The organism is uncultured Albimonas sp. (genome assembly GCF_963977235.1).
GTDB lineage: Bacteria > Pseudomonadota > Alphaproteobacteria > Rhodobacterales > Rhodobacteraceae > Albimonas.
Genome location: NZ_CAXBOD010000124.1, coordinates 1 through 4,566, shown reverse-complemented (window position 1 = coordinate 4,566; position 4,566 = coordinate 1). Strand labels below are relative to the sequence as shown.

Here is a 4,566-nt window from a genome sequence, read left to right as displayed (position 1 = left end):
CGGGCGGCGGGACGGGTCCGGCCGCCGCGGCGCCGGGCGCGGCCCGCGCAAGGCGGCGCCGGCGTCCGCGGGGGTCCCGGCGCCCGGGCGCCTCCGCGCCGAGGGACGGCCCTGCGCGCCGGCGATCTCCGCCGCCAGGCGGGTGTCGGCCCGCGCCGCCTCGGGGCGGTCGTCAATCCGCGCCGCCTCGGGGCGGCGGTCAGTCCGCGCCGCCTCGGGGCGGCGGTCAGTCCGCGCCGCCTCGGGGCGGCGGTCAATCCGCGCCGCCCCGGGGCGGAGGGCGCGCCTGGTCGCCGAAACGCAGCGCTCAGCCCGCCTCCGCAGAGTCGTGCAGCGCCCGGCTGTCGGAGGGCGCCTGCGCGCGATCCTCCATCCCGTAGTCCCGGATCACCCCCGCCACCCGCAGGCGATAGTCGGCAAACAGCGCCCGCCGCCCGGCCGTCTGCGCCGCGCGATGCCGCTCGATCTCCCGCCAGCGGGCGATCGCCGCCTCGTCGCGCCAGAAGCTCAGCGACAGCATCTTGCCCGGCGTCGTCAGGCTCTCGAACCGCTCCACCGAGACGAAGCCCTCCACCTCCTCGAGCACCGGCCGCAGGTCGGCGGCGATGTCGAGATAGGGCTGGCGGCGTCCCTCCCTGGGGGTCACCTCGAAGATCACGGCGATCATGGCTCGGCTCTCCCGGCGTGGGGGGCGGAGGCGAGTCGCACCAAACTGCGCTCCTCCGCCCGGATGAATCTCTGCCGCTGGGCGCGGCTGAAGGCGTCGCGACCCAGCGAATCCCCGCGCAGGGCGGCGCGACAGCGCCTCTCGGGCGGCGAGGTCCGAACCCGAGTATACGCCGTTCGCCGGCGTCGCGCTGCCTTCATGAGAGGCTAGGCGCCCGATCTGCCCGGCGCCCGCGCTCAGACCAACACCCGCATCCCGCTCAGCGTCCGCGCCGCGTGATCCGGCCCGAAGGCCTCGGCCACGGCGCGGTGCAGGAGGCGGGCGTGCAGCTCCTCCTTCGCCTCCACCCGGAACAGCGGCCCCGCAACGGTCAGCGAGAACACCCGCCCCTCCACCGCCACCGGGATCGAGACCCCGCCCAGGTCCGCCGACCAGTAGGAGGCCGAGCGGAACCAGCCTCGCGCCCGGCCCCCCTCGATCTGGGCGCGCACCTCCTCGAGCGTCCGCGCCGCGGCCGGGCCGCGGGCCTCGAACCCGGCCTTGCGCAGGATCGCCTCGCGGTCGCGCTCGGGCATCTGGCTCAGCAGCGCCTGGCCCGACGCGGTCAGGTGGATCGGCACCCGCTGCCCCTGCCGCGCGGCGTAGCGGATCCCGGCCTGCGACTCGGCCGCGGCCAGGAACACCGCGTGCAGCCCCGAGGGCGCGCAGGCCCAGGCGGTCTCGCCCGTCTCGGCCGCGGCCCGCCGCACCAGGCCCGCCAGCCGCTCGGGGGCGGGCTCGCCCTCGGCGATCTCGCCCGCCAGCGCCTGCCAGCGGGGGGTGGGATAATAGCCGCCGCGCGCGCGCGGCTCGTAAAGCCAGCCGCCTTCGGCCAGCGTCACCAAGAGGTTCCAGGTCGAGGAGCGCGGCCAGCCGAAATGCCCCGCCACCTCGGCCAGCGTCGCGGGGCGCTTGCGCGCGGCGAAGAACTCGAGCAGCGCCAGCGCGTTCTCGACCTGTCGGATGGTGGCGGGCATCGGCCTCCCCCTGTCTGGCGCCCCGCCGCCAACCGGCCGGCAGATTGACGGCGGGCAGGGCGGAGGCTATCCCTATCCCAGATGACGAACAATTTGTCCATGATCATGGACAAGACGCAAGGAGACGCCGCCCCATGGGACCGCTCGCAGGCCTTCGGATCCTCGACCTGACCTCGGTGCTGATGGGGCCCTACGCGACCCAGGTGCTGGGCGAGATGGGCGCCGACGTGATCAAGGTCGAGGCGCCCGACGGCGACGTGACCCGCCAGATCGGGCCGCAGCGCAATCCCGGCATGGGGCCGGTGTTCCTGAACGCCAACCGGGGCAAGCGCTCGATCGCGATGGACCTCAAGGCGCCGGGCGGGGCGGAGGCGCTGCTGCGGCTGGCGAAGACCGCCGACGTGCTGGTGACCAACGTCCGCCCCCGGGCCATGGCGCGCCTGGGCCTGGGCGCCGAGGCGCTGGCGCAGGCCAACCCCCGCCTGATCCAGGCCGCGCTGGTGGGCTTCGACCAGCAGGGCCCCTACGCCGACCGCCCCGCCTACGACGACCTGATCCAGGGCGCCGCCGGCATCCCCCACGCCTTCGAGCGGTCGGGCCGCGCGCCCGCCTACATCCCCACGGCGGCCGCCGACCGCATCGTCGGCCTCTCGGCGGTCAACGCGATCCTCGCCGCGGTGATCGAGCGCGAACGCTCGGGCCTCGGCCAGCGGGTCGAGATCCCGATGTTCGAGACCATGGCCGCGATGGTGATGGGCGACCACATGGGGGGGCTGGTCTACGATCCGCCCGAGGGCCCCTCGGGCTACCCCCGGCACCTCTCGCCCGACCGGCGCCCCTACGCCACCGCCGACGGCTGGATCTGCGCGCTGGTCTACACCGACGCCCACTGGAAGCGCTTCTTCGCGGCCATCGGCCGGCCCGAGATGCCCGCCGCCGACGACCGCTACGCGACCTTCCCCGCGCGCATGGCCAACATCAACCTCGTCTACTCCGAGCTTTCGGCGATCCTGCAGACCCGCTCGACCGAGGAGTGGCTCGCCCTGTTCCAGGAGGCCGACATCCCCGCCATGCCGATGCACAGTTTCGAGAGCCTGCTCGAGGACCCCCACCTGGCCGCCACCGGCTTCTTCCGGCGCGAGGAGCACCCCACCGAGGGCCCGATCCTGGGCATGGCCGTGCCCGCCCGCTTCGCCCGCACCCCCGCCGCCCCCGACCGCCCCGCGCCGGGGCTCGGCGCCGACGGCGAGGCGGTGCTGGCCGAGGCCGGCTTCTCCGACGACGAGATCGCCGCGCTGACCCAGGCCGGCGCCCTGCGCCGCCCCGACTGACCCCCCCGGAGGTTTTGCAATGGACTTCGCCCTCACCGACGACCAGACCCAGATCAAGGATGCGATCGCGCGCATCTGCGCGCGGTTCGACGACGCCTACTGGCTCAGGCGCGACCGCGAGGGCGGCTTCCCCACCGACTTCTACGACGCGCTGGCGGCGGAAGGCTGGCTGGGCATCTGCACCAAGGAGGCGCAGGGCGGCGCGGGCCTGGGGGTCACCGAGGCCTCGATCATGATGCGCGAGATCGCGGAGTCGGGGGCCGGCCTCTCGGGCGCCTCGGCCGTGCACATCAACATCTTCGGCCTGAAGCCCGTCGACGTCTTCGGCACCGACGAGCAGAAGGAGCGGATGATCCGCCCCATGGCCGAGGGTCGCGCCAAGGCCTGCTTCGGGGTGACCGAGCCCAACACCGGCCTCAACACCACCCAGCTGAAGCTGCGCGCCGAGAAGCGCGGCGACCGCTATGTGGTGAACGGGCAGAAGGTGTGGATCTCGACCGCGCAGGTGGCCGACAACATCCTGCTGCTGGCCCGCACCACCCCGCTCGAGGAGGTGAAAAGCCCGACCGAGGGGCTGAGCCTCTTCTACACCCCCTTCGACCGCGACCGCATCCGGGTCCGCGAGATCGAGAAGATGGGCCGCAAGGCGGTCGACTCCAACGAGCTGTTCTTCGAGGATTTCGAGATCCCTGAGGCCGACCGCATCGGCGAGGAGGGCCGCGGCTTCCGCTACATCCTCGACGGCATGAACCCCGAGCGGATCCTGATCGCGGCCGAGGCGGTGGGCCTGGGCTTCGCGGCCCTGCGCAAGGCGACGGACTACGCCAAGGAGCGGATCGTCTTCAACCGCCCCATCGGCCAGAACCAGGCGATCCAGCACCCCCTGGCGCAGAAATACGCGGCGCTCGAGGCGGCGTGGTGGGTGACGATGAAGGCGGCCTGGGAATACGACAACGGGATGCCCTGCGGCGCCTCGGCCAACATGGCGAAGTACCTGGCCGGCGAGGCCGGTTTCGACGCCTGCCAGCAGGCGGTGATGACCCACGGCGGCTTCGGCTATGCGCGCGAGTACCATGTCGAGCGCTACCTGCGTGAAAGCCTGATCCCGCGCATCGCCCCCGTCTCGCCCCAGCTGGCCCTGTGCTTCATTGCCGAGCGGGTGCTGGGGCTGCCCAAGTCCTACTGACCCTGCGCGGGCGCCTGGGACGCGGGCGCCCCGGCGCGTCCGCGATGCGGCCGCGACCGCCCCGCCCTGCGTCCCCTCCGATGGGTCACCTTGCGTCGGGGCGGCTGCGTCTGGCAGTTCAGAGGTGGGGCAACGCGGCGCGCCCGCGCTCTCGGCCCCGGGGGGGGCCGGCCCCCGGATCGCCCGCGAGAGGGACCCGCGCACCCTGCGCGCCCGCTCTCGCCCCGGTCTTTGCTCCACGCGGCGTCCGTCACGTGCTCACCCTGACCGCTTCTGCGCCCGCCCCGCCGGCCATCCCGACCCGCGCGCCCCGACGGGGACGCAGGGCGGGGCGGTCGCGGCCGCGCAGCGGACGCGCCGGGGCGC

Annotated in this window: 4 protein-coding genes; 2 read left to right on the top strand and 2 right to left on the bottom strand. The window is 74.1% G+C overall.

What is annotated here, in order from left to right; genetic code table 11:
* Window positions 1–307: 307 nt before the first annotated feature.
* Window positions 308–667, bottom strand: a complete 360-nt coding sequence (locus AAC134_RS23475) for an antibiotic biosynthesis monooxygenase (RefSeq protein ID WP_339952178.1) — start codon at window positions 665–667, stop codon at window positions 308–310.
* Window positions 668–903: 236 nt separating this feature from the next.
* On the bottom strand, window positions 904–1,683 hold the full coding sequence (locus AAC134_RS23470) for an IclR family transcriptional regulator (RefSeq protein ID WP_339952176.1): 780 nt from the start codon (window positions 1,681–1,683) through the stop codon (window positions 904–906).
* Window positions 1,684–1,817: 134 nt separating this feature from the next.
* Between AAC134_RS23470 and AAC134_RS23465 the strand changes: the two genes are divergently transcribed.
* Window positions 1,818–3,014 (top strand): CoA transferase, encoded by a 1,197-nt coding sequence (locus AAC134_RS23465; RefSeq protein WP_339952174.1) that lies wholly within the window; start codon window positions 1,818–1,820, stop codon window positions 3,012–3,014.
* Window positions 3,015–3,033: 19 nt separating this feature from the next.
* Complete coding sequence (locus AAC134_RS23460) at window positions 3,034–4,200, top strand: acyl-CoA dehydrogenase family protein (RefSeq protein WP_339952172.1); 1,167 nt, start codon at window positions 3,034–3,036, stop codon at window positions 4,198–4,200.
* Window positions 4,201–4,566 lie beyond the last annotated feature (366 nt).